We start from the raw sequence: 23,557 nt of genomic DNA on the forward strand, positions 1-23,557 counted from the left end.
CACATGTTAGCATTAGAATGGCTGAAAAACGCCAGGGATATTATGACCCAAATTGAAACAACACAATTAGAAAATATAAAAAAGGCGGCTGCCATAATGGCCGACAGCATTGAATGCGGCCGGTGGGTGCATACATTTGGCTGCGGTCATGCCACTTTGCCTATTGAAGAGATGTATCCGCGTATTGGCGGGTTTGTGGGCTTTCACCCAATTGTGGAGCTGCCCCTTACTTTTTTTACCAACATTACCGGGCAAATGGGTGTACACCAGTTTGTGTTTTTAGAAAGGGTAGAAGGCTATGGAACAGAGATCATGAAAGGGCATACGTTTGATAAGCGCGATACCATGTGGCTGTTTTCGCATTCGGGCATCAATAATGTAAATATTGATGTGGCCTTAGAAGCCAAAAAGCAAGGTATGAAGGTTATTGCGTTTGGCTCGGCGGCCGAGGCCAGGGGAAAGCAAACCCGCCATTCGAGCGGTAAAAATATTTTTGAAATTGCCGACCTGGTAGTTGATACCTGTGCACCTGCCGGCGATGCCAGTGTGCCGCTAAAAAATCACCAGGATAAAATAGGGCCTGTTTCCACCATGGCTTTTGTAACCTGTGTGTGGATGACCGTTACTACTGTGGCCGAGATCCTGGCTGAAAGAGGCGTAAAATTGCATATCCATCCTTCACATAACGTACCCGGCGATACCACAGCCAAACAAAGACTTGAAGAAGCATTGGCTGAATACAAAAAAAGAGTGGCTGGTGTATAGCTATAATTCGGGTTTTAAATGTGGGTAAGTCTTTCAGCGCGCTTTAGAACCAGGGTACAAACAGGTTAAGCCTGAAAGTATATACTTCAGGCTTGTACCATCTTAAAAAAGCAGGGTAAACGGGTATTTATTTATTTATAAGGTAAGATCCCAGCCTTCCCGGTATTCGCGTTTTACAAACTGGTTGGCCAGGTCGTAATTGGTTACCTTCATATTGGCTGCGTCCCACAACAGTTTTTTGCGACCATTATACTTATCGGCGGTACGCCTGCCCGTGGGATTATCCCTGAGCATCCAGCTACGGATAGCCACATTTCCAATCAGTATGCTTTCGGTAAACGGACCGGCATATTCGAAAGGCGAACTGGTTTGCGCATTCCCATACCCGGCAATACAGGCGTTTACCCATTGCAGGTAGTGATCCTCATCCGGAACCCTGGCAATGGTTTCGGGGATATGAAGCAATGCATTTTCTTTAAGCGGCAGCAGTCTCGGGTTGGCGCCATAACAGTCGCACAACAGTTTCCCTTTGCTGCCAATAAACAATACGCCGCCATCAGAATTACCAAATGCCTCGCCCGGCAATAGCTCTTCGGGAACTTCCGGCATTACGCCACCATCATACCAGCTTACTTTAATATCGCCCTTCCCGTCTTTACGGGGATAGTTTAAATGAATATTAGTGGAAAAAGGTGTCCAGTCGGGATTGTGGTCATTCTCTTTCAGGATAAAAGTCCAGGTGCCCGCTACGCTGCATTCTACCGAAGTAGGATAATCAATAGGCAATATGCGGAAAACGGGGTCTAAGATATGGCAGGCCATATCGCCCAAAGCGCCTGTGCCATAGGGCCACCAGCCTCTCCAGTTCCAGGGTAAATAGTTGGGCTTATAATCTACCTTGGGAGCGGTGCCCAGCCAGAGATCAAAGTCGAGCTCTTTCGGAATTTTATAAGTGCCCGGATCGGGTATAGCCTGCGGCCATACGGGACGGTTAGTCCAGGCCAGCACCTTATCTACGTGCCCGATGATGCCGGTATCGTATATCTCCTGCATCCTCCGTACGCCATTACCCGATCCGCCCTGGTTACCCATCTGGGTAATCACTTTATATTTTTTTGCCGCCTGCGCCAGTATGCGGGCCTCATAAATATCGTGCGTTAAAGGTTTTTGCGTGTATACGTGCTTACCCAGATGCATAGCCGCCAAAGTGGCAACTGCATGGGTGTGATCGGGCGTGGAGACAGAACAGGCATCTATATTGTTCTTTTCTTTTGCCAGCATCTCCCTGAAGTCTTTATAATATTTGGCTTTGGGAAAGTTTTTTCTTGATTCCACTGCCTGGCGGTCATCCACATCTACCAGGGCAACAATATTTACATTGGGGCTTTTGGCAAATGCAGAAAGATCGCTCTTTCCTTTACCGCCTGCTCCTATACCCGCTATGTTTAACTTATCACTCGGCGCTATATATCCTTTGCCCAGTACATGGCGGGGCACAATAAAAAAGCCAGCTGCGGCAATGGAGCTGTTCCTGATGAACTTTCTTCTGGAAGCATGTGTAAAGGGTTTACGTTTTTCGCTCATGATATTGCTTTACAGGATGTAAAAATAAAGACTCCCAACACGGTTGGTGCAGGCTCTGGAAAAGAGCATACAAAGCGGATATCATACTCAAAGTAGCGCAACTATCGTTATACCCGGAATACACTTACCCATATATTTAATGCCAGGATAAAAGCCACCATTAGCCAATGCAGCGTTACGGGCAGCCATTTTTTGGGGGCATAAAAAAAAGTATAGCCATGGAAAGCGGCAAAAGGGAGGGCACATAATATCCAGTATTCAAATGTGGAAGTAAAATTAATGAACGGAATAAGTATGGTTATGAGCAGGTAGAAAAGCATAAGGCTCCAGCTTTTGCGCACCTGTATCAGCATACGTAAAATATTGCCCTGTATATAAAAGCCGCTGATCAAAAAAGGAATAATAAGCAGCATGATGGCGCCCAGGGCCCATGCATCCTGCTGAAATTTTGGAAGGCTCACAGAAACAGATGGCAGGTAGGTAAGCGGGTTCCATGTATTGCCCAGGAAAAGAAAGGCGAACAAAAAATAATAAGGGGTCAGCAGCCCGAGTATCGCCACCAGCCATTCGCTCAAATGAAAAGGTCTTAATGTAATTAAAGCAAAAAATATAAGCAGGGAAAAGCCGATAGCCGGAAAATACAGGAAAGAAGCCAATCCCACCACCATGCCGGCATTAAATACCTGGGTTTTGGGCCGGGGGTGATTAAACAGCCTGCTCAGCATAGCCCATACCCAAACCAGTAAGCTGTTAATGATGAGTGCGGATGATAGCTGCCACCATTCCGGGAAAAGAGAGGCAATAAGCATATACGCCATGGCCGGCAGGTAATTGGGTTTGGGCAGCAGCTTTTCATTATTGATGAGATTATTAAAAGTAATAGCCTGTGTTAAGGTAAGCACCAGCACAATAAAAGGATATATAACAGGCACAAATTGCCCGGCAGGCAAAAGAAAATTCAAAAGCTTAAGATATAAAAAGCCGTCTGTTGCCTGTGGCAGCGGGATATGAGGATATACAAAAGAATGCCATTTCAGTACAAAAGCATATGCCAGCAATAAAAGGATATTAACCGGGTTGTTGGTTTTAAAAGCGCCTGTCACAGGAATGTTTATTTAAAAATCAATTTTCGCAAAGCAAATATAATTCCTGTACATACATGGCATCACTACCTGCCTGGCGCCTACCTGCTTGCCATATTTGGGCAAAAATTCGAAATCTTTGTTTAAATTTTTCAGTGTTGGCGAACGGTTCACAGCGCCATTAGGCGTTACACTTTGCTCCGACAATAATCTTACCCGGCGTTCGAGCTGGTTATATAAAAAGCTGATCTCACTTCCGGTATTGTATACCATGTACGACAAAGCATCGGAAGAGTTATCATCGAACTGGCTTTTATGTAATATATTACTCCATTCCATACTGGCATTGGGATCAAAAGAAAACAACGCAATATTCTCACTGTAGTATCGTGTGCTGGAGCCGTAATTCCATCTGTTCCAGGGATTGCCATACATTCCGTAAGGGCTCCAGTAGCTGTTATATGACGAATAGGGATACATGCTGTAAGGACTATACAGGTAATCGTAGCGGTTCCAGTTATTGCCGCGGGAAGAAGTAAAGAAAAGCTCGGCTGCAATCAAAAAGCCACCGTCTTTTTTAGGCAGAACCTGCCGTATGAAATAATCGTTAAAGGCCGTTTTGGCCGATGTATTCTCCGACCTGGCATCTTCCTTTAACTCATCATTGAATATATTATAATTTTCAGCCTTTACCCTGTTTTCTGTTTTGTCCCATACGGCTATATATATTCCCTCCACATTCCCTCTTCGTTGTTTGTAATACAAAGAACTGATCAAATAGTTTTTGTTGATGTTATCTGCTTTGATTTTAACCTCATCTAAGAAATTATCGGTAAGCGGTATATTATTAATGCGAAAGGTATCCAGCATCGCCGGCTTTATCATCAGATCCATTTGCGAAATATTATCCCTGCTGCCATTCCTGCTGCAGCGCGTAAAAACAAAATCACCTTCATTGTCTACTATAAAATCGCTGAATACAGCATCTTTCCTGGGCATGGTTACAGGCAACCGGCTTTTTTTCCTGAACTCCATCTTATCATTATAAAGGAGCGTGGTAAAAAAATAGTTTCTTTCGTTGCGCTTATTGATTTTAAACACCATGATATGCTGCTTGTCTTCGCTGTATATGGTGGAATAGATCTTGTTGTCGCTTGTGCCGCCAATTTGGGTAGTATCAATTTCCACGGGGCCTATGAGCTTTTGCCCGGCAGCATCCATTTTTACCACATTACAATACACGATATTTCTTTTCTGGTATTGATAGATCATGTAAAAAAAATCGGGATAGGGAACGAAGTCTACATTAATAAGTTTATCCGGCAAAAAATCAAGGTTTATTTTATCCTTTAATTTCATTTCACCATCAAATATGGACAAATCGTTTTTTGACCTGTAGTTTTTATAGATCACTATGTTGCTGCCTACTTTGCCAATGATCTCGAAATTTACCTGGCGGTAATCATCCCGTCCCGGATCGGAATAATGAATACGCTGGGCCAAAGCCCAAATGGGCAGGGCCAGCATTACAAAAGCTGATATGATTATTTTATTGCGCCCCATTTTATATCAATTTTGTTCTTAAATATACGCATCCGCTTGCAAATTAGATGGTTTTTAGCGATTGCATGCTACCTGCCCGTTTTTTTAACCAAACATATAAAAATAGTATTTTTTGATAGTGCGGTACTGTCTGCATAAAATGGCGCCTAACTTTCTGTGTACGATTGTAATTTAGCCTATACCTTTGACGTTTGTTTCGAAGATTACAATAACTTAACCCGTATTTCAGCCGTGGGCAAACATACCAATAAAGCTACCGCCGCCGGTCTGGTTATTGCGCTGGGAATTATTTATGGCGACATCGGAACCTCTCCCCTGTATGTATTCAATGCCATTATCAGTGGCAGAGCCATTACGGAAGACCTCATCATTGGCAGCCTTTCCTGTATCATCTGGACGATTACGTTGCAAACCACTATCAAGTACGTAATACTGGTATTGCAGGCAGATAATAAAGGTGAGGGCGGAATATTTGCCCTGTACGCGCTGGTACGCCGACGAAAAAAGTGGCTGGTGCTGCCTGCCATGATTGGCGGGGCCGCCCTGCTGGCAGATGGTATGATCACCCCTCCTATTACCATTACCTCCGCCATTGAAGGATTACAAAAAGTTCCGGCCTTTCATGATGTCAGTCAGTATATTATCTACATCGTTATATTTATTTTATCGGCTTTCTTTTTTATGCAGCAATTCGGTACTGCATCCATAGGTAAATTTTTTGGGCCGGTAATGAGCGTATGGTTTACCATGCTGGCGGTGCTGGGGCTGTGGCATCTTTTTGATGATCTTACTATTTTAAAAGCGTTCAACCCCTGGTATGCCGTTAAGCTCTTAAGCTCTAACCCGGGCGCATTGTGGATTTTAGGCGCCGTTTTTTTATGTACCACCGGCGCAGAAGCCCTATACAGCGACCTGGGTCATTGCGGGAGGGAAAACATACGCATCTCGTGGATTTTCGTTAAAAGCTGCCTGCTGCTCAACTATCTTGGGCAGGGAGCCAGCTTATTAAAGAACCACCCGGATGTTCCGGCGGCTATTCATTCCTCTATTAATCCCTTTTTTGACCTGATGCCCGACTGGTTTATCATTCCCGGCGTTATTATAGCAACCGTTGCGGCTATCATAGCCAGCCAGGCCATGATATCGGGTTCGTTTACCCTTATAGGTGAGGCTATACGCCTTAATTTGTGGCCCCGGTTAAAAATCCGCTACCCGTCTGAAGAAAAGGGGCAGTTGTTTATTCCATGGCTCAATGCCATGATGTTTATTGGCTGCACGGGAGTGGTACTGTATTTTCAAACTTCTTCCCGTATGGAAGCGGCTTATGGGTTGGCCATTATCATTACCATGCTTATGACCACCATATTGTTCGCAAATTACTTAGTGAGCCACCGGGTAAAATCTGCATGGATATGGTTGTTCCTGATAGGATATGCCATTATTGAAGGAGGTTATTTATTTGCCCTGTTGCAAAAATTTACCCACGGAGGTTATATTACGGTAGTTATTGGCGGACTCATGTTCCTGATCATGTATATATGGTTCAGGAGCCGGAAGATCAAGAACCGTTATGTGGAATTTGTGCGGTTAGAAGACTATATACCCATGCTGCAGGAGCTCAGCAACGACACTTCTGTTACCAAATATGCCACACACCTGGTATATCTTACCAGCGCCAACAACCCCAAAGAGATAGAGCATAAGATCATCTACTCCATTTTAAACAGGAAACCGAAGCGGGCCGACATTTACTGGTTCGTGCATGTAGATACGTTAGACAATCCCTATACCTGTGAATACGAAGTGCAGACGATTATACCCAACGAGGTGATCCGTGTTGAGTTCCGGCTGGGCTTTCGTGTTGAACCCCGCATTAATCTCATGTTCAGGAAAGTAGTGGAAGACATGGTGGCCAACAAGGAAGTAAATATAACCAGCCGCTATGAAAGCCTGCAACGCAATAATGTGGTGGGCGATTTTCAGTTTATTGTAATGGAAAAATTCCTGAGTATGGACAATGAGCTGCCCTTCTGGGAAACGCTTATCATGCGGGGCTACTTTTGGATAAAAGAAGTAAGCCTGTCGGAAGAAAGGGGATTCGGATTAGACGCCAGCTATGTAACCGTTGAGAAATTCCCGCTTATCGTAGCGCCCTTAACCAACCTGAACTTAATAAGGATACACAGCGACTGAGCTGTTGAAACGCAGGCATGGATGTATTTCAAGTCCGAACAGGCGGGCGTGAAACCCTTACCAGTATGCAAAGGAAGAACCGGAGCTGAATAAAAGTGAAAATTTTTCTTCCCGACGGGGTCTTCACAGTCAGGCAACTGTGTGAAGCGTGAGACCCCGGCGAATCGTTCAGCACCAGGGTCTCATGGCTAACCCACAACGGCTGGTGATGAAAACCCCGGCGCGAATCAATGGCATCACAACCCTATACCTTACTCCTTATACCCTACACCCAAAGCTGATTCTTTTGTCCAACCTTAATTTAGCAAGCGTACATAACGATTAACCTTCAACTGCCGTTGTTGCTGTTATTCCTTTCCGTAATTTCATGCAATAAACGCCTGTTGTATTGCCTGCCACCTTTTTATATATTATTAGCGGAATTATCGCATTAACCATTTTGCTTTATTTTGTGCAGGACCGGTTTATTTTCAAGCCTGAAAGGCTGCCTGCTGATTTTAAGTTTCATTATGATGCCCCTTTTGAGGAACTGTTTTTTGATATAGAACCGGGGGTAAGCATTAATGGTCTCCATTTTTATGTAAAAGATCCCTTCGGACTTATTCTTTATTTTCATGGTAACAGCAGAAGCATTAAAGGATGGGCCAAATATGCGAGGGATTTTTATAGATACCAGTATGATGTGGTGCTGGTAGATTACCGCGGGTTTGGTAAAAGTACAGGTAAGCGCAGCGAAGCTAAAATGCTCAGCGATATGCAATTTGTTTATAGCCGGCTCACGCAGCAGTACCCCGAGAATCACATCCTCGTATACGGACGGAGCTTAGGCAGCGGCTTTGCCGCAAAAATTGCTTCCGAAAACAAACCCCGCTACCTGATCTTGGATGCGCCTTTCTATAATTTTCAAAAAGTAGTGGAAAGGTTTTTACCTGTTCTTCCCGTTAAGTATGTATTGCGGTATCGCCTGCGAACCGACAAATGGATCAAACGCGTGAACTGCCATACCTACATTATTCACGGCACAAAAGACAGGCTTATACCCATACGCCACAGCGAAAAGCTGCAACAGCTCAACCCGCATAAAATCACTTTGATCCGCATTACGGGCGGCGGTCATAATAATTTACCTTCGTTTACCGAATATCACAATTTCATCAGGGATATTCTGAAATATTAGTGCTGTGTTAAACGTGAACTGTAAGAAGATAAATATTTCTTTCACCTTTATCGGCTCACTTTTCACAAAAACATACAGACATAATTTGTTTAACTTAACATTAGTATGGTGAGCAGGCTGCAATTACACAAAAAGAGGAAATGGTTACAATGGCTGAACATTGCCCTGGTTATATACCTGCTGGGAGGTATCTCCCTGTATCTGTTGCAGGATCGCCTTTTATTTCACCCCGAGGCCGTGCAGCGCAACAAAGCTTATGGCTTTGCTGCCGGTAACAGGGAAATTAATGTGGCTGCAGATAAAGAAAGCAATATGAACATCGTACAATTCCTTACCCGGGACAGCGTGCCCAGGGGCGTAGTATTGTATTTCCATGGCAACCGTAAAAATATTAGCTGGTATGCCGCCTACGCCTCCGGTTTTACTGCAAACGGATACGAAGTATGGATGATAGATTATCCCGGTTTTGGTAAAAGCACCGGCCGGCTCACCGAACAAAAATTGTACAACGATGCGGCACAACTGTATATTATGGCACGTTCCGCATTTCCTGCAGATCGTATTGTTATATACGGAAAATCACTGGGAACGGGCGTGGCTGCATGGTTAGCCGCCAAAAGAAGCTGTAAGGAGCTTATACTGGAAACACCTTATTACAGCATGACATCGCTGGTGCAGCATTATGTGCCCATATATCCTGTAAGCACGCTGCTTAAATATAAATTACCGGTGCATACCTATCTCAACCTGGTTAACGCGCCGGTCATTGTTTTCCATGGCACTGCAGACAGGGTAATTCCATACAGCAATGCGCGCCGGCTAACAACAGCTATGCATCCAAAAGACCGGTTCATTACCATTGAAAATGCCGGGCATAATAACCTCAATGATTACCCGCAGTTTCATGCCGCCTTAGACAGCATATTACAAAACAGGTAACCCGGGCATGCCTTTAAATGGCTATGATATTTGAACTCTTGTTTTTCCTGATCTTTTCCGGAACAGCCAGCAGAATGGATTCACGCAGCGCATCTATAAGCCGCTTCTTTACAAAATCGCGCTGTACTACCAGGCTTACCTCGCGTACAGGAACAGGGTTTTTAAATTTGCGGATGAGCTGCAATTGCTTTGCCGGCATATTCAATGTAGCCAATTCGGGCATAATGGTAATGCCATCATTGATATCCACCATACGCCTGAGGGTTTCTATGCTCCCGGTTTCATAATCAAAATGGCTGCCCGTAAGGCTTTGCTTTCTTAATTCACAAAGATTTTCGATCTGTGATCTGAAGCAATGCCCCTCTTCCAGAAGCCATAATTTATTGGGATCAATATCCTGCGCCAGCACATAATTTTTTTGGTAAAGCGCATTTTTTTTAGATACGTATACGAGCATCTCTTCATAAAAAAGCACATGCTCCTTAATTCCTTTTTGCTGGAGCGGCGTTACCAGTATCCCTGCATCTATCGTTCCCTCTTTCAGTAAATGGATAATGCTGTCTGTAGTTATTTCACTTATAACCAACTTTACTTTCGCGTGCTGCTGGGCAAACTGCTGAATGAACAAAGGCAATAAATAGGGCGCCAGGGTAGGAATAATACCGATGCGCAGCTCGCCTGTAAGTGTACCCTTTTTGTACTCAATCAGTTCCCGGAGCGCATCTCTTTGCGTAAGAATGTTCCTGGCCTGGCCTATTACTTCCATACCCATGGCAGTGGGCATAACCGGCTGTTTGCTGCGGTCGAAAATAACAATCCCCAATTCTTCCTCGAGCTTTTGAACCTGCATGCTTAACGTGGGCTGTGTAACATGACAATGGTCTGCGGCTAAGGTAAAGTGCCGGAAGGTATCTAAAGCTGCTATATATTCCAGTTGAGTAAAGGTCATTGCTGATCAATTTAATTGATCAAAGTAAGTAAAATAATCAATTTAAACAATGAAAGCGTTTGAGCTTGGGAGTTTGGAGTTTGTGGTTTGGAAGTTTATCGTTGTCTGGCGCCCGAATATGATTGCCACAAATCCGAAGGAGTGTTAGCGATCACCATGAGCCATGGACATCACAAAGAAAAAGTAATTTACCCTGTTGTTAGCAATTCTCCTCCTGATTGCTCTATAGCTGGCAGCCGACACCTGAAAAAAAGACCCGGCATTAGAAAACGCCGGGCATCTTGTGTAGATTTTCTCTATACCCTTTATCTATTTAGTAATGCAAAATTAAGAAATGCCTTGTTAAGGATTCCAGAAAAGGAATATCCGATTGCAATATTTTTTCTTTACCCGTCTCTTCGATGGGCGAACAGGCCATATCATTTTTCATTGCCCTTTTGTAGGTATGCGTTGCATAAGTGAATACTAAAGCAATGCCTGCCAGCAGAACAAGTATAAAAATGATTTTATTTTGATTCTTTTTCATCTCTAAAGCGTTACGAAATTAATTTCAAATAATGTATATCCAAAACGTTAGATGTTAATTAGTGTTAAAGTGTGAATAAAACGATTGGTGCGGTAAAATGTTACATTCCCTGTTATTTTTTAAAAAGCACGTAGGTTTGCAGCTTAAACAACGGCACATGAATGAAAAACTCACCGAACGCATCCGGGTGGAGCTGGAAGATATCCGTCAAAACGGTCTTTATAAAGCAGAACGCATTATAGAAAGTCCGCAGGGAGCCGATATAACGGTGTCTGTTCCCGGGGGAACCGGCATAAAAAAGGTTGTTAATTTTTGCGCCAATAATTATCTCGGGCTATCATCGCATCCCAAGGTTATTGAAGCCGCAAAAAAGTATATTGATGAGAGAGGATATGGCTTAAGCAGCGTTCGTTTCATTTGTGGCACACAGGATATACATAAAGAACTGGAACAAAAACTTTCCTATTTCCTGGGAACAGAAGACACCATTTTGTATGCCGCGGCTTTTGATGCTAACGGGGGGGTATTTGAGCCGTTGTTTAATGACCAGGATGCGATCATATCCGACGCATTGAATCATGCTTCCATTATTGACGGCATAAGACTTTGTAAAGCGCAACGCTTCCGGTACGATCACAACAACATGCACGATCTGGAAGATAAACTAAAAGAAGCGCAGCCGGCCAGAAACCGCATCATTGTAACCGACGGCTCTTTTAGCATGGACGGTACCATTGCCCAATTAGATACCATTTGCGCCCTTGCGGAAAAATACGATGCGGCAGTAATGACAGATGAGTGTCATTCTACAGGCTTCCTCGGCAAAACCGGCAGGGGTACCCATGAATACCGGGGCGTAATGGGTAAGATAGATATCATTACCGGCACCCTGGGAAAAGCGCTGGGCGGCGCATCCGGAGGCTTTACCAGTGGCCGCAAAGCCATTGTTGATATGCTGCGGCAACGCTCACGGCCTTATCTTTTTTCCAATACGCTGGCACCGAGTATCGTAGGCGGTTCCATTGCCGTGCTGGATATGCTTAGTGAAACCACCGCATTAAGAGATAAGTTAGAATGGAATACCGCCTATTTTCGCAGGAAAATGACATCGGCCGGTTTTGATATTAAGCCGGGCGACCATCCTATCGTTCCTATTATGCTGTACGATGCGGTACTGGCGCAAACCATGGCATCACAGCTACTGGAAGAAGGCATTTATGTAACCGGCTTTTTCTTCCCCGTTGTGCCTAAAGATACGGCACGCATACGGGTGCAGATAAGCGCTGCGCATGAGCAGCACCATTTAGATAAGGCAATAGCCGCTTTTATCAAAACAGGCAAAGCGCTTGGTGTACTTCACTAAAGCGTTTGCTTTGTGCATGCGTTATTTACTATTAAAAACCTATACTGTTATAATGAAAATAAAATATCCGTCATTTTGTGCTTTAGCCATCGCCGCTTTTTTTATCGCTTCCTGTTCTATGAACAATGTGAAGCAGGATAATTCGTTCAAAAAATATTTTGATGAAAATAACGTGGAAGGCAGCTTTGCCCTGTTTGATAATGGCAGAGGAAAATTCGTGATATACAATCTTAAAAGAGATACGACCCGAATATTACCCGCCTCCACGTTTAAAATCGTAAACGCTCTGATCGCGCTGCAAACAGGCGTAATAACTACCGACAGCAGCATCATTAAATGGGACGGGATACAAAGAGACGTAAGCAACTGGAACCAGGACCTGAGCCTGGCTCAGGCGTTCCGGTACTCTGCTGTTCCCCATTTCCAGGAAATAGCCCGGAACATTGGCAGGGATACCATGCAGAAATGGATAGACAGCCTGAAGTATGGCAACATGAAGCTTGGCCCGGCCATAGATTCCTTCTGGCTCGACAATTCGCTGCAGATATCCCCTGATGAAGAGCTGGGATTGGTTAAAAAGCTCTACTTCGATCAGCTCCCTTTCAGGAAAGGGGTGCAGCAGGCAGTAAGAAATATGATGCTGCAGGAAGATAACAGCAACTATACCATAAGCTATAAAACCGGGTGGGGATATAACACTGAAAACCACGCCGTGGGATGGGTGGTAGGATGGATAGAGGAAAACAGGCATCCGTATTTTTTTGTGCTGAACTTTGAAACAGCGGATCCCAAAGCAGACATTCCGGCCATACGCCAGAATATCCTGAACAGCATACTTAAACAGGAAGGGTTTTTTGAAGGAAAGATGTAGAAGGGGGAGAAGTGGGGAGTGAGGAGTGGTAAGAGGTAAGAGGGGTGAAACGTGAGGAGCGGGAATGGGTGAAAGGCGAGAAGAAAATTTATCGTTTCACGGTTATCGTTTATCGAAGAGGGAAGCGGAAAGTGCCGGATACCTGCTGCTTAAAAGTAATTAATTTTTTCTATTGATACGTTTTGAACATAGCGAACATCTGTTATTGCTGCTGCTGATCCCGGTATTGATATTGCTGTTCAGGGCAGTGCTGCGCTGGAAAAAAACCACAGTAAAAAAAATTGGTGATGAAGCGCTCGTGATGCAACTCATCCGGGGCTTTTCTCCCAAAAAATACAGAGCCCGCTTTGTTATCGTACTGCTGTCTTTCGGTTGCCTTATCATTGCCGCCGCTAACCTGCAATCTGCCACCCAGGCAGAAAAAATAAACCGGCAGGGCATAGACGTTATGATCGCCTTAGACGTGAGCAGGAGCATGCTTGCCGCGGATATTAAGCCCAGCCGCTTAGAAAGGTCTAAACAGTTTATCAGCAAACTGATGAACAGACTGGAAAACGACAGGGTGGGGCTGGTAATTTTTGCGGGAAGAGCTTATATGCAAATGCCGCTTACCTCCGATCATACGGCTGCAGGATTGTATGTGAGCAATGCCGGGCCGGACGCTGTGCCTACGCAGGGCACAGTAATTGCTGATGCATTAAGAACAGCTAACAGCGGGTTTAATGCAAAAGATAAAAAGTATAAGGCAGTTGTATTGATAACAGATGGTGAAGACCATGATGAGCAAGCCCTTAAAACAGCAAAACAATTAGCCGGAAACGGGGTGGTAATACATACCATTGGGGTAGGCTCTACCCAGGGATCGCCTATATTAAACCCTATTACAGGCGAAAGCAGGCGCGACCTGCATGGCAATATCGTTATATCGCGGCTTAATGAGCAGGAGCTTACGGATATTGCCCATGCGGCAAATGGTATATACCAGCAATTAAATGATATAGAAACAGTGACAGACAAAATAACAGCGCAGTTTGCAGGTATGGAGCAGAAAACGATCCAGGATAACCGGCTGCTCAATTACCGCAGCTTTTTTCAATGGTTCCTGGCGCTGGCATTTGCCGGGCTTGCAGGTGAGCTGTTTATAAGTGAAAAAAAGAAAATACGATAGTATGCGGACCATCCTTTTATATATAATGCTTTTGTTGGGTGCTCCGGCTTTTTCACAAAACATAAACCGTTTAATTGGAAAAGGTAATGAAGCTTACCGCCTGCAGCAATATGATAAAGCTGTGGCGGCTTACAAAGAAGCGCTGAAAGCAGATCCCCGCAACAGCGTTGCTGCATTCAATATGGGTAATGCGCTCTTTAAAAATGAATCGTATGAAGAAGCGGCAGGCACTTTTGATAAAGCAGCTAAGCTTACGGATGATAAAAGGTTACAATCGCAGTTGCTTTACAATAAAGGGGTAGCGTTAACCCGGCAAAAAGCACTGGAGGAAAGCATTGCGGCTTATAAACAAACCTTGCGCCTTAACTCCTCCGATACGCTTGCCCGTGAAAACCTGCAGAGAGCATTAAACGAAAAAAAGCAACAACAGCAGCAACAGGAAAATGAAAGCAGGAAGAAAGAACAAAAAGAGGATCAGCCCAAACCTCAACCCAATAAGCTCAATAAGCAACAGGTAGAACAACTGCTTAAAGCATTGGAAGAGCAGGAAAGAAAGCTGCACGACAGGATGATGAAAAAGGCCCCTGTTCCCGGCCAGCCTGAAAAAGACTGGTAATGGCATGCCTCCGGCGGTATTTAAATAAGGCATGTCATATATCTACTGTTGTTTACGGGACTTAGCCAGGTTCACCAGCAGTACACCCGCCAGTATAACACCAAGTCCGGCAATTTGCAAAGCCGATATCTTTTCAGCACCCAGAAACACGCCCAGCAATACCGCTACAACAGGATTTACATATGCATGCGTGCTTACCTGCGTAGCCGGGCGAACTTTGAGCAGCCATACATAAGCGCTGTACCCAAGTAAAGAACCCATCGTAATAAGATACAAAACAGCCAGCCATGCCGAAGTTGAAACTTCGTGCCAGTTAAAATCATTCCAGTCGCCGCGTATACCTCCCGCAATGGCATAGGCCAAACCAGCGCCCAGCATTTGCCAGCCAGAATTGAGGGCGCCGCTGAAGGTTGTAGTTTTATATTTGGAATACAGCGATCCGGCTACCCAGGACACAGAACCGATAACCAGCACGCCTATAGAAACAGTTTCCCATTGATTGCCATTGCCTGATAAAGCCTCACTCATATTTTCTTTGAACAGGAAAAGGATACCTGCAAAACCCGTTATCAAACCGGCGATAATACCGGCGCTGGTAAAATTTGCGCGCCACTTACTGTAGTCGAGCAGTACGAACCAGACAGGAGTAGATGCAAGAAATACAGCCACTACTGAACTTGCTAAAAACTGCTCCGACCATGCTACTGCCCCGTTGCCGATAAAAAGTAAAAGGAACCCGATAAAAAAAGCGAACAGGATATCTTTCCATACAAACAGTTTTTCGCCGTTCATCAAACACCAGCCTGTCATAAGCAGTCCGGCGGTTAGAAAGCGGAAAGTTCCCATCACCGTTACCGGCATGTCCTGTATGGCCATGTGAATAAAAAAGTAGGTGGATCCCCATACGATATAGATAACAGCAAAAGCTGCAATTACTTTTGCAGCAGCAATTTTCGGTGCACTGCGCTCTTCCATTCTCGCTTGTCTTTTATTTATGTATACTAACGGTTCCTTTGTATCCCCGGGCAGGCATTGAAATGTTCCTGTTTCACAATACCGGAACTCCTTTAGAGCGGCAAACCTATAGGAAAATTGCGACTATTGATACTACAGGAAGTACAAAAGCGGGCGCATCACCTTAAAAAACTATTTGTATTCCAGCACAAATTCATTGCCGTTTTCATTCATTAGTTCCGGGTAACCCAAATTGTTATACACATAGGTAGTGTTGGAAGTAATGCTTAGTCCTGAAGTGGAAGGAGGATAGCTATTATAATTAACTGTAGTGGTGGCTGTTATATTATTTCCGTTTACAGAGAAGGGAATATTTTCTATGCTGTGGTAAACATTCCTGTAGGGATTTTTTTTGTTATCATGCTGGTAACTACACTTCAACGTAAGTACAGGCTCGGGGTCAAACTGCCTTTGATTGTATTCTTCACTTAATATGATGTTGCTGCCTTCATAAGTGTAAGTAGTATATCCAAACAGTGCCCCGTCTGCCGAATACCGGGTTTGTTTAACAGGACGACCCGCAGCATCATAGGAAAAAACCGTAAAGGAACGCAATTCGTAATCGTCGTTTATTTTCAGATAGTGGTTACTTTGTATAATACGGTTGCCGCTATATTCAAACACGGAACGGCTGTTGACGTACTGGCTGGCAAAGCTGCTGCTGGAAACATCCATCTGGTCATCTTTTTGAACCAGCCTGCCATCCTGGTATTGATACCCGGTTTTAGCGCTAACTAATCCTGCCCCATAATCCTTATAGCTGATGCGGGTTTTGATGTTCCCGCTTTCATTATATATGTTTTCATTTTGTACAATATCTCCCCCGTTCGTTTTCGCTTTTACAAACACCAGCTTTGGCCCCGATGTATCGTGCCGGGTTACCGTGTCTTTTTTACAGCCGGCAAAGCACAGCGCAAAAAACAGAATATATAACTGATTCTTCATAAACAGCCTTATTAAATAGCTAAATACATTTGCCTTAACCTTTGAACTGACATCGTAATAAACTATAACGTTGCACCTTTTGGATAAACATTCCTGTGTTATTGGCATGAATGAAGGTATAGGGTATGAGGCATGAGGTATAGGGCAGACAAAAACTACTAACGATAGAATGAATACTCCTTCTATGCTCCTATAGCTGAAAGCTAATGGTTGACAACCGGCTCCTTCGGATTTCGGATTTTCCTTTTCGGATTTGAGATTTACTATTTGAATTTTATCCGCCCCGGCGGACAGGCCTGCCTGCCGGTAGGCAAATTTGGTTCTTGTGATTTGGTTCTTAGTGCTTTTCTTCGGGCTTCGGATCCCCCGCTTCCCTCAAAACATTTTCTACACTGTTTTTCAATGTGTTATAATCCGTATACCCTTTGGCTATGGCATAGAACCGGTTACCGGCTACCTGCAAAAACACGGCGGGAAAACCGGTTACCTTAAGCTGTTTGCATAGCGCGAACTCATGGTACGCCTTTTCACGGTATTCCACGCTGTGCAGCTTTTTATAAAATAATTCAGGGGATATAGGATAATTGCTCAGCAAATGACGGTACGCTTCATCATCGCACAGATCCCTGCCCTCAAAATGTAAGGCATACTGAAGGGCGGATGCGAAGGGAACGGCAAGGTGGGGATGCTCATCTTTGATCACACATAAAGCAATAGCGGGTTTTTCAGAATGGGGAAACCAGTCGCTGTCTTCCGGGTTATTGATATGCCATAAATAATCCCTGCCGAATGATATGCCGGTATGGTCTTCAACCATTTTGTATGATTGCCTGATATAATCTGCTATTACACCAATATGCCGCGGCTTTTCCGGAAGGATCATACCACCCGACAATACTTCAAAATCAATAGCATTACGGTATTGCACCTCCAGTTTTTGCATTACCGGGCTAAAGCCATAACACCACCCGCAGTAGGCATCATAACAATAAATGATCAGGGGCTTCATTGTCCTTTTTACGGCAAAAGTAGCCTGTGCTTCCGGCACTTTATTTTTTTAAAAATAATTATTGTTACATGAAAACTAATCCCTACCTTTGCGCCTCAAATTTGAGTTTGTACAGTTCCGGTAATGAAATGATTCAATCTGCTACGCATCTTCTGCTAATAGTTCAGTCGTCCTTACTTCCCTGTTTTCTCAGATTTACATTTGTAAAACTTAATCACTTAGTATGAACATTTATGTTTCCAATTTAAGTTTCAACGTCGTAGACGAGGACTTAAAAGCTTTTTTTGAAGAATACGGAGAAGTATCTTCTGCCAGGGTTATAACCGATAAATTTACCGGTCGCAGCCGTGGATTTGGATTTGTTGAAATGCCTAATGACGAGGAAGCGCAGAAGGCTATTACCGAATTAGACAAAGGCGTTGTTGAAGGCAGGCCGATCACTGTTACAGAAGCTAAACCCCGTGAAGAACGCAGCAATAGCGGCGGCAACGGCGGTGGCGGTAACAGGCGTTCATTTGCCGGCAGCAACCGCGGTGGCGGTGGTCGCTACTAAAATACGGTCTTTCTCAACTGTTTAATATAACAGCAGGAAAGTATTGCTTTAAAAGGAGAACAACCTATTGTGTTACAATCATTGTTCTCCTTTTGTTATTTTATATTCGGGGTATTTTATATCCGTTGTTATAGGCTTTTGCCAGGTATGCTTTATTTACCGCATCGTCTGTAAATTTTCCCGCGGCTTTATCCCAGGCCAGGCGCTTACCGCTTCTGAAGGCAATATTCCCCATTTGGGCTACAATAGCTACATCGGCGCCTATTTGTATGGGAGCTGTCAGCTCCTCCATTTTCCCGGAACGTATTACAGACATAAAGTTTTGCATATGCTTGTCGAGCCCGCTCTCCGAAGGCTTCACATGGGGTTTGCTTACTTTGTTTTTTGCATTCTTTTCTTCCATTACCTCCCAGCCTCCCCTGTCGAGCACCAACGTGCCATTGTTACCTACAAATGCAATACCATGATCGCGTCCATACTGGCCGTTATCAATACCCATGGCATGGTCCCAAACCATATTAAAATTTTCAAATTCATATAAGGTGGTAAGGGTATCAGGTGTTTCTTCCGCCAGTTCCGGATAGGCAAACCTGCCACCCAGCGCCATAACCGTTTTAGGCACATCGGCCTTCATACCAAAAAGCGCATAATCTATAAGATGTACGCCCCAATCGGTCATGAGCCCGCCGGCATAGTCCCAGAACCACCGGAAATTAAAATGAAACCGGCTTGCATTAAATGGTTTTTGAGGTGCAGGGCCCAGCCATCCGGCATAATCAACACCTGCGGGAGGCGCGCTGTTGGGTTGTACAATATCGGGCTTCATCCATCCCTGGTAGCACCACACTTTAGCCGTTCGTATATTGCCTAACTGCCCGGAATGCACAAATTCAATAGCATCCCTGAAATGCTGCTGGCTTCTTTGCCATTGGCCAACCTGCACTACCCTGTTGTGCTTTTTTTGCGCGGCCACCATTACGTTACACTCCACAATGGAGTTACCAATAGGCTTTTCCACATACACATGCTTGCCTGCCTGGCAGGCTTCCACCATTTGTAAACAATGCCAGTGATCGGGCGTGCCAATAATTACGGCATCAATATCCTTATTTTCTAACAGCTTACGGTAATCTCCGTATATTTTTACTTTAGCCGCATCTATATTAAGGGCAGCCAGCTCTTTTACCCGCTTATCGAGCACATTTCTATCTACGTCGCATAATGCCACTAACTGCACACCCGGCACTTTTAATGCGGCTTTTGTATCCGCCCAGCCCATTCCGTTAATGCCTATTGCGCCAATATTGATCTGGTCGCTGGCCGACAGCCGGTTTTTGTGAAAAGCAAATACATTAGGGGAGAGAGCTGATAATATCAATCCGCCGGCTGCCATACGGGAGCCGTCTGTTAAAAATTTTCTTCTGCTTGACATACTTGTTGGTTTATAAGAAAAGTTGATTAACAAATGATGCAGCTTATCGGCCAGCAAGGTTCTTGCTGATGTATTGATAACTCTTTTCAATACTTTCTATAGGAGGCCCGGGGCACACATCCTGCTCCACAAAATAATGCTGCATGCCCGATGCTTTTGCGTGGGCGAATATTTTCTTAAAGTCTATAACCCCGTTACCCACTTCCGTAAAAAATCTTTTCGGGGTATTGTCCATATCCTTTACATGCCAGAGCGGGAAGCGGCCGGGATGCTGCTGAAACATTTCAACAGGATCTTTGCCCGCAAAGCTCGCCCAATACAGGTCAAGCTCAAACTTTACCAGTTTCGGATCGGTTTCCTTTAACAGCACATCAAAGCCGTGCCGGCCACCCATGTCTGTAAACTCAAAATCGTGATTATGATAGCCGAATTGTATGCCGGCTTTTTGGCATGCCTCCGCAGCAACATTAAACCGGGCGGCAATTTTTTTATAATCATCTATTGATTTCCTTTCTGTATCCAGCAGGTAGGCTACTACCATATATTTTTGCCCGGCTACTACCGCATCTTCTACTGCTTTTTGCCAGTTACCGGAAAGTCCGGCCAGCATATAATGGCTGCTGGGATGTGTGAGCCCGTTAGATTTTAATAATGCGGCGAAATCCTTTGGTGTCATACCAAAATACTTTCCTGCCTGGTAACCGAAAGATTCAACCTCTTTATATCCTATAGCGGCCACGCTTTCGATAACGGCTTTAGGATCTTTCGCTATATCTCCGCGCAGCGTATACAACTGTAGTCCTATACGCTTATTTACTTTTAGAAGAGAGGAAGGCGTTACAAAGGCGGCAGCAGAAAATAAAGCAGACTGTTTGATAAATGTTCTCCGGGTAGTCATGGCAAGACTGGTTTAAGGAATGAAATTAAGGAAAAAATCAAGACCCCGTTAAAAAAGCCACCTGCCTGTTAGTCCGTGCTGCATTACAATCAGCCGTGATTACAATCCCCGGCGTGACAATGGTTTGCTTTGCGGCATAAGCTATAGTTCATGTAATGAGCGGTAATGATCAGTATAACGGCCGGCACCAGCAACAGCACATGATAATCATGAAACAATTCCTTTAGCAGGAGAAAGGATATCCCTGCACTGAAAAAAACTGCCGGTAAAGTTTTATGGTGATGCTTTTTATAGCCGTGATATAAAGCATACATGCCAACTACGAAGGCCAATCCTATCATACCATATTCGAAAAAATAATTATGAATGATATTAATGCCGAAAACGGGTAAACTGGTAAGCAGCAAAGGCAGGATAGCGCAATGAATGGCGCAGGCTAAAGAAGCGGTAATACCAAGGGCATCATAATTGATCCGGAACATACAGGTAATTAAATTGGCGGCAAATATATAAAAATTATGCAACTTTGTTGCATTTAAATAACAGGTCAAAAAAATTTCTTTGAGGCTGTGTACCGGACCTGTTATTTTAAGGCAGGAACATACGGCTTACAGTTGTAACTTTGCATGGAAAAAAATGATTATTGTATGAAGCGGAAAACGTGGCTGTATATTGGCTTTTTTGTATTGCTTTTTGGCGCATTCTATGCGTTTTTATATGCTACAATAGATTCTTCCAAATCGCGCCTGCCTGTTTTAAATATAGTAAAACACTTTTCGTTTGAAAGGCAGGACGGGCAGCAGATAAGCGAAAAGGACGTGGCAGGCAGGGTGTACGCCGCGGAATTCTTTTTTACAACCTGTGAAGGCATTTGTCCGAAAATGAACAGGAATATGAAAAAAGTATTTGAGCAGTTCAAAAACGAAAATGATTTTCTTATCCTTTCACATACGGTTGACCCCGAAACAGATAATACAGCCAGGTTAAAAACGTATGCCGATTCACTGGGAGCAGATATAAAAAGCTGGTGGTTTTTAACAGGAAGTAAAGACAGCTTATATAAAACTGCCAGGGAAAGTTATATTTTAGACGACCCTAAGAATAATGCTACCAATATTGACGAGCAGTTTATTCATACGCAGTTTTTCGCATTGGTTGATAAGAACGGTCAGGTAAGAGGGATATATGACGGGTTGAAGAAGGATGAAATTGAAAAGCTGATCACCGATATAAAAGACCTGTTAAAGGAAAAGACCCTGCAACCCGCATAAATACAACTAAGGCCGGCTGCGCATTATTTTTATGATCTTCTTATAAAGCAGAACAGCTATGGAACCGCAAATCGTAGATTTATTAAAGAAGAACCAGTTGAGCATAACAGACAGCAGGAGAAAAATACTGGAACTTTTTTTACAAAGCGACAGCGCGCTGGCGCATCATGATATAGAATCGAAAACGGAAGAAAAGTACGACAGGGTAACGGTATACCGTACCCTGCAAACCTTTATGGAAAAGGGCATTATACACACCATCCCCACTCCCGATAATTCCATAAAATATGCTTTGTGTAAAGACAACTGTGAGCAGGGGCATCACCACGATGATCATGTACATTTTATGTGCATTAGTTGCGGCACTACTACCTGCCTCGAAGACGTGCAGGTTCCGGATATTAAATTACCCCGGGGATATAAAACCCGTCAAACAGAGGTTGTGGTAAGCGGCTTTTGCAAAGCCTGCAGTTGAACAATTGAAACGGAAATATGCAAAACCCTAATTTAAATACAGATAAAGCGGCATTGAGTACAGTTGAAAAAGAATTTGAGAATAATATACGCCCTAATGAAATTGCAGATTTTAGCGGACAGGAAAAGGTCATTGATAATATCAAAATTTTTATCAAAGCGGCTAAAATAAGAGGAGAAGCCTTAGATCATATTCTTTTTCATGGCCCGCCGGGGCTGGGCAAAACAACCCTGAGCCGCATAGTAGCCAACGAACTGGGGGTGCACATTAAAGAAACTTCGGGCCCGGTAATTGAAAAGCCCGCGGATCTTGCCGGATTGCTTACCAATCTTCAGCCCAATGATGTATTATTCATAGATGAAATACACCGCCTGAGCAACGTGGTGGAAGAATACCTGTATGCTGCCATGGAAGATTACCGGATTGACATCCTGATAGACACCGGCCCCAATGCCCGCAGTATACAGATCAACCTCAACCCTTTTACTTTAATTGGCGCTACCACCCGGAGCGGCTTACTTACCGCACCATTGCTTTCCCGCTTCGCTATTAAATCCAGGCTTGAGTATTATGATGCTGCCATATTAACAAAAATCATTTGTCGGTCGGCCGGAATATTGCAGGTAACCATATCGGACGCAGCGGCAAAAGAAATTGCCGGGCGAAGCAGGGGCACACCGCGTATTGCCAATGGCTTATTGCGCCGGGCAAGAGATTTTGCACAGGTGCTGAATGACGGCATTATAGATGAAGGCATAACGCTGCATGCGCTAAAAGCCTTAAACGTTGACGCTTACGGCCTTGATGAAATGGATAACCGGATTCTTTCTACCATTATTGAAAAATTTAAAGGCGGGCCTGTGGGCATTACCACTATCGCTACCGCCGTAGGCGAAGAGCAGGGTACATTAGAAGAAGTATATGAACCTTTTTTAATTCAGCAGGGGTTCATCATGCGCACTTCAAGGGGCAGGGAGGCAACACCAAAAGCTTACGAACACCTGGGGAAAAGTTTTCCGGGTAAAAACCTCTTGTTTTAGCTCCGCTTTAATAAACATCCGCCATCCGGTTATGGTAAGGTTCGTCAACAATTTTAGGAGTATTATTACTTCATCATTAAATAAACGTCATCCTGCCGCGTTAGTGTAAATGGTATAACATTTG

General features: G+C 44.1%; 23 protein-coding genes. 12 read left to right on the top strand and 11 right to left on the bottom strand.

Features of this window, described 5'->3' with window-relative positions; genetic code table 11:
• The first annotated feature begins 3 nt into the window (after nt 1-3).
• Nucleotides 4-765 (top strand): sugar isomerase domain-containing protein, encoded by a 762-nt coding sequence (locus PLE34_RS02020; RefSeq protein WP_324553709.1) that lies wholly within the window; start codon nt 4-6, stop codon nt 763-765.
• A 135-nt stretch (nt 766-900) separates the two neighbouring features.
• Here PLE34_RS02020 and PLE34_RS02025 read toward each other — a convergent pair whose 3' ends face one another.
• The 3 genes from PLE34_RS02025 to PLE34_RS02035 all read right to left on the bottom strand — a co-directional run bounded on the left by PLE34_RS02025 (nt 901) and on the right by PLE34_RS02035 (nt 4,994).
• Nucleotides 901-2,349: a Gfo/Idh/MocA family protein gene (locus PLE34_RS02025; RefSeq protein WP_324553711.1), complete on the bottom strand. Its 1,449-nt coding sequence runs from the start codon at nt 2,347-2,349 to the stop codon at nt 901-903.
• A 107-nt stretch (nt 2,350-2,456) separates the two neighbouring features.
• On the bottom strand, nt 2,457-3,452 hold the full coding sequence (locus PLE34_RS02030; protein WP_324553713.1) for a hypothetical protein: 996 nt from the start codon (nt 3,450-3,452) through the stop codon (nt 2,457-2,459).
• A 12-nt stretch (nt 3,453-3,464) separates the two neighbouring features.
• Nucleotides 3,465-4,994, bottom strand: a complete 1,530-nt coding sequence (locus PLE34_RS02035) for a hypothetical protein (RefSeq protein WP_324553715.1) — start codon at nt 4,992-4,994, stop codon at nt 3,465-3,467.
• Between the two features lie 231 nt (nt 4,995-5,225).
• Between PLE34_RS02035 and PLE34_RS02040 the strand changes: the two genes are divergently transcribed.
• The 3 genes from PLE34_RS02040 (at nt 5,226) to PLE34_RS02050 (ending at nt 9,303) form a co-directional block, all read left to right on the top strand.
• A complete protein-coding gene (locus tag PLE34_RS02040) occupies nt 5,226-7,187 on the top strand; it encodes a KUP/HAK/KT family potassium transporter (RefSeq protein ID WP_324553811.1) in 1,962 nt (653 codons plus the stop codon).
• A gap of 388 nt (nt 7,188-7,575) precedes the next feature.
• The gene (locus PLE34_RS02045; RefSeq protein ID WP_324553717.1) at nt 7,576-8,364 is read left to right on the top strand and encodes an alpha/beta hydrolase; all 789 of its coding nucleotides are present in this window, start codon (nt 7,576-7,578) and stop codon (nt 8,362-8,364) included.
• A 105-nt stretch (nt 8,365-8,469) separates the two neighbouring features.
• Nucleotides 8,470-9,303: an alpha/beta hydrolase gene (locus PLE34_RS02050; RefSeq protein ID WP_324553719.1), complete on the top strand. Its 834-nt coding sequence runs from the start codon at nt 8,470-8,472 to the stop codon at nt 9,301-9,303.
• 13 nt (nt 9,304-9,316) lie between these two features.
• On the opposite strand, the gene PLE34_RS02055 is transcribed toward PLE34_RS02050, so the two are convergent.
• Nucleotides 9,317-10,252: a hydrogen peroxide-inducible genes activator gene (locus PLE34_RS02055; protein WP_324553721.1), complete on the bottom strand. Its 936-nt coding sequence runs from the start codon at nt 10,250-10,252 to the stop codon at nt 9,317-9,319.
• Nucleotides 10,253-10,565: 313 nt separating this feature from the next.
• Nucleotides 10,566-10,778: a hypothetical protein gene (locus PLE34_RS02060; RefSeq protein ID WP_324553723.1), complete on the bottom strand. Its 213-nt coding sequence runs from the start codon at nt 10,776-10,778 to the stop codon at nt 10,566-10,568.
• Nucleotides 10,779-10,935: 157 nt separating this feature from the next.
• Between PLE34_RS02060 and kbl the strand changes: the two genes are divergently transcribed.
• The 4 genes from kbl (at nt 10,936) to PLE34_RS02080 (ending at nt 14,796) form a co-directional block, all read left to right on the top strand.
• On the top strand, nt 10,936-12,141 hold the full coding sequence (gene kbl / locus PLE34_RS02065; RefSeq protein WP_324553725.1) for a glycine C-acetyltransferase: 1,206 nt from the start codon (nt 10,936-10,938) through the stop codon (nt 12,139-12,141).
• A gap of 52 nt (nt 12,142-12,193) precedes the next feature.
• A complete protein-coding gene (gene blaOXA, locus PLE34_RS02070) occupies nt 12,194-13,012 on the top strand; it encodes a class D beta-lactamase (RefSeq protein WP_324553727.1) in 819 nt (272 codons plus the stop codon).
• A gap of 172 nt (nt 13,013-13,184) precedes the next feature.
• Nucleotides 13,185-14,180, top strand: a complete 996-nt coding sequence (locus tag PLE34_RS02075) for a VWA domain-containing protein (protein WP_324553729.1) — start codon at nt 13,185-13,187, stop codon at nt 14,178-14,180.
• A gap of 1 nt (nt 14,181) precedes the next feature.
• On the top strand, nt 14,182-14,796 hold the full coding sequence (locus PLE34_RS02080) for a tetratricopeptide repeat protein (protein WP_324553731.1): 615 nt from the start codon (nt 14,182-14,184) through the stop codon (nt 14,794-14,796).
• 42 nt (nt 14,797-14,838) lie between these two features.
• Here the strand turns inward: PLE34_RS02080 and PLE34_RS02085 are convergent, their stop codons facing one another.
• From PLE34_RS02085 to PLE34_RS02095, 3 genes are all read right to left on the bottom strand, one after another.
• On the bottom strand, nt 14,839-15,771 hold the full coding sequence (locus tag PLE34_RS02085) for an EamA family transporter (RefSeq protein WP_324553733.1): 933 nt from the start codon (nt 15,769-15,771) through the stop codon (nt 14,839-14,841).
• A gap of 171 nt (nt 15,772-15,942) precedes the next feature.
• A complete protein-coding gene (locus PLE34_RS02090) occupies nt 15,943-16,755 on the bottom strand; it encodes a hypothetical protein (RefSeq protein WP_324553735.1) in 813 nt (270 codons plus the stop codon).
• A 337-nt stretch (nt 16,756-17,092) separates the two neighbouring features.
• The gene (locus tag PLE34_RS02095; protein ID WP_324553737.1) at nt 17,093-17,803 is read right to left on the bottom strand and encodes a DsbA family protein; all 711 of its coding nucleotides are present in this window, start codon (nt 17,801-17,803) and stop codon (nt 17,093-17,095) included.
• A 184-nt stretch (nt 17,804-17,987) separates the two neighbouring features.
• On the opposite strand from PLE34_RS02095, the gene rbp reads away from it, so the two are divergent.
• Nucleotides 17,988-18,317 carry an RNA-binding regulator gene (gene rbp, locus PLE34_RS02100; protein ID WP_324553738.1) on the top strand — a complete coding sequence of 110 codons (330 nt, stop codon included), beginning with the start codon at nt 17,988-17,990 and terminating at the stop codon, nt 18,315-18,317.
• A gap of 100 nt (nt 18,318-18,417) precedes the next feature.
• Here the strand turns inward: rbp and PLE34_RS02105 are convergent, their stop codons facing one another.
• The 3 genes from PLE34_RS02105 to PLE34_RS02115 all read right to left on the bottom strand — a co-directional run bounded on the left by PLE34_RS02105 (nt 18,418) and on the right by PLE34_RS02115 (nt 21,129).
• Complete coding sequence (locus PLE34_RS02105; protein WP_324553740.1) at nt 18,418-19,749, bottom strand: Gfo/Idh/MocA family protein; 1,332 nt, start codon at nt 19,747-19,749, stop codon at nt 18,418-18,420.
• Nucleotides 19,750-19,792: 43 nt separating this feature from the next.
• On the bottom strand, nt 19,793-20,647 hold the full coding sequence (locus PLE34_RS02110; protein ID WP_324553742.1) for a sugar phosphate isomerase/epimerase family protein: 855 nt from the start codon (nt 20,645-20,647) through the stop codon (nt 19,793-19,795).
• Between the two features lie 89 nt (nt 20,648-20,736).
• Nucleotides 20,737-21,129, bottom strand: coding sequence for a MerC domain-containing protein (locus PLE34_RS02115; protein ID WP_324553744.1), 393 nt, complete (start codon nt 21,127-21,129; stop codon nt 20,737-20,739).
• Nucleotides 21,130-21,294: 165 nt separating this feature from the next.
• Between PLE34_RS02115 and PLE34_RS02120 the strand changes: the two genes are divergently transcribed.
• From PLE34_RS02120 to ruvB, 3 genes are read left to right on the top strand one after another with little or no spacing between them, the layout of a single operon-like run.
• Nucleotides 21,295-21,918 carry an SCO family protein gene (locus PLE34_RS02120; RefSeq protein ID WP_324553746.1) on the top strand — a complete coding sequence of 208 codons (624 nt, stop codon included), beginning with the start codon at nt 21,295-21,297 and terminating at the stop codon, nt 21,916-21,918.
• A 58-nt stretch (nt 21,919-21,976) separates the two neighbouring features.
• Nucleotides 21,977-22,393: a Fur family transcriptional regulator gene (locus PLE34_RS02125; protein ID WP_324553748.1), complete on the top strand. Its 417-nt coding sequence runs from the start codon at nt 21,977-21,979 to the stop codon at nt 22,391-22,393.
• A gap of 17 nt (nt 22,394-22,410) precedes the next feature.
• On the top strand, nt 22,411-23,433 hold the full coding sequence (gene ruvB / locus PLE34_RS02130) for a Holliday junction branch migration DNA helicase RuvB (protein WP_324553751.1): 1,023 nt from the start codon (nt 22,411-22,413) through the stop codon (nt 23,431-23,433).
• Nucleotides 23,434-23,557 lie beyond the last annotated feature (124 nt).

Source organism: Agriterribacter sp., assembly GCF_035445465.1.
GTDB lineage: Bacteria > Bacteroidota > Bacteroidia > Chitinophagales > Chitinophagaceae > Agriterribacter.